The 1,925-nt window shown below is 66.2% G+C and carries 2 protein-coding genes and 2 pseudogenes; 1 reads left to right on the forward strand and 3 read right to left on the reverse strand.

Translation table 11 applies throughout. The annotated features are described in order from the left end of the window. From RB628_RS40390 to RB628_RS40400, 3 genes and pseudogenes are all read right to left on the reverse strand, one after another. Positions 1–219 (reverse strand): annotated as a pseudogene (locus RB628_RS40390) (hypothetical protein); the annotation flags it as partial. Continuing rightward, on the reverse strand, positions 212–481 hold the full coding sequence (locus RB628_RS40395) for a hypothetical protein (protein ID WP_318325630.1): 270 nt from the start codon (positions 479–481) through the stop codon (positions 212–214). The pseudogene RB628_RS40390 and the gene RB628_RS40395, both read right to left, overlap by 8 nt. A gap of 882 nt (positions 482–1,363) precedes the next feature. Next, positions 1,364–1,654, reverse strand: coding sequence for a hypothetical protein (locus RB628_RS40400; protein ID WP_318325629.1), 291 nt, complete (start codon positions 1,652–1,654; stop codon positions 1,364–1,366). Positions 1,655–1,746: 92 nt separating this feature from the next. Here RB628_RS40400 and RB628_RS40405 point away from each other — a divergent pair. Further along, positions 1,747–1,925, forward strand: a pseudogene (locus tag RB628_RS40405) (XRE family transcriptional regulator); the annotation flags it as partial.

Here is a 1,925-nt window from a genome sequence, read left to right on the forward strand (position 1 = left end):
GTCGGCCTCGAACAGCCGCAACACTGCTGGCCAGTCCCCCTGACGCAGCGCCTCCCGGCTGTCGTCGTTCGTCTCCTCGAAGTGCTGCAACCGCTCCAGTTTCCAGGACTCCCCATCGCGGATCGCGGCCCGCCGCTCCCGGAAGTCCCGCTTGTAGTCCTCGCGTGTGAGCCGCTCACCCAGCTCGTCCGGGAGCCCAGGAGCGAGGAGATCAAGCATCGGGAATGTCCACCTTCGCCGCACTCAGCATGTTGCCCGGGATGACGACCAACCGCTCGTCCGGCCCCAGGTTCACCTCGTCCGGCAGGCGCGACCGGTAGTGCGCGGTGAGATCGCGGCCGATCACGGCAACGTCACCGTTGCTCAGCTGCCAGATGTCCGGGCACTCGTCGTCGTCCTTGGAGTTGCCCAGCTCCGCCGCCGACTTACCGAGGCGCTTGACGAATAACGCAGACGGATCGGCTTCCCACGCGCGGGCCACGACTGCCTCCAGTATCCACAACATCACTGACAGTGTCCTCAACAGTACCGGGCACACCTGGATGCGTACATCAGGAAAACCGCCAGTCCACGCAGCACTCCCCCAGCGGGCGCGCGGATGTCCTGAGCTACCGCTCAATACCGCACGGGTGATCCGAGTCATACAGATGAGCGGGACGCAACCCCCTGCGTCGACGGCATCCGAACCGGGGTCGCCCGGGACGTCGCAAGGGTCACCCGAAGCCTTCAACTCTCCCGCGCGGGAGGAGCTGCAGGACTGTTGAAGGTGATGCCAGAGAAGTCCCGACCCTGGATCACCGGACCATACTGGGTACCGCCACTGACCGTGTTGGTCACCGAGCCCTCAACCAACGCTGGAACCTGGCCACGCCACGAGTCCAGCGCGGCAGCGAACTCCGGGTCAACGGCCGCCCGCGCGGCGAGGGCACCACTCAACACTTCTGCCCGTGCCGGTTCGCCTGGCGCCTCGCTCAGCGCCACCAACTCGGCCTCCCCGGGTGCCGGGGCTCCCACCTGCCTGCCGAACGGTCTCCGCACCAACTCACTCAGCGTCGCCCATGCCTGCCGACCCAGCTCGCCCCCGGCCCCACCTGCCAGCGCCGCCAACACTCCTACCGATACCGGATCCAAGGCGTCTCCTCGACTACACGTTCCCGGTCTCATTTCGACTGACCCACGGTAGAGGCGCAACCATCCCCACCGCAGCCCGAATCTCTGAACCTTTCCAGACGCCGCTCAAATGAGAGCCGAGTCGTCCCACCCGCCGCCGTCCGGGGCGGCAGACTGCACCGAGCCCGAGACGATGCCGCGCAGTCCCTGCGCGCGGCCGGCAGTCCATCCGGTGACATAGACGAGCAAACCGCTAGCAGGCGGCAAGGCCGTGACGCGCGCTTCGGTCATCGTCCTGGCCCCCATCCCCCTGCTGGCGCGCCAGCCCCAGCAGCTTCAGCAGGTCGGCCGTCACCACTCGGTAGGCGTTCCCGAGCCGCAGAACCTTGACCGGGTACTCCCCTTGCTTGGCGAGTCCGTAACCGGTGGATCGGCCGATCATCAACGCCCGGTTCGAGGTGTCGAGGTCGATCACGGCAGGAAGGGCAAGCAGTTCGTCGCCCGTCAGCCCTCGCGCCTCACGGACCAAGCCAGATGCCGTCATGATGCCCTCCCGGTAATTTATAGGTGCCATGGTGACACGAAAGATGTATCACGTAGTTGCGGCAGCGCTTTATTCCTACATACAGTGTCACCATGACACCTGATCAATGGCCGACAGCGTTCACCGGTCGGATCGCCCAGCGCTTGCGGGACGCGCGCAAGGCCGCCGGCCTCACCATGGCCGAAGTCGCCCAGGGCTGCGCCGACCGCGGCTTGCCGGAGTTCACCGAGCACTCCATGAAGAACCTGGAGTCCGGGCGCAAGACGAGCAT

This window comes from Streptomyces sp. ADMS (genome assembly GCF_033441795.1).
GTDB lineage: Bacteria > Actinomycetota > Actinomycetes > Streptomycetales > Streptomycetaceae > Streptomyces.

What these genes read in the sequence shown, in the direction of transcription:
- RB628_RS40400 (WP_318325629.1), bottom strand. Translation starts at nt 1,654, where the DNA reads ATGACGGCATCTGGCTTGGTCCGTGAGGCGCGAGGGCTGACGGGCGAC.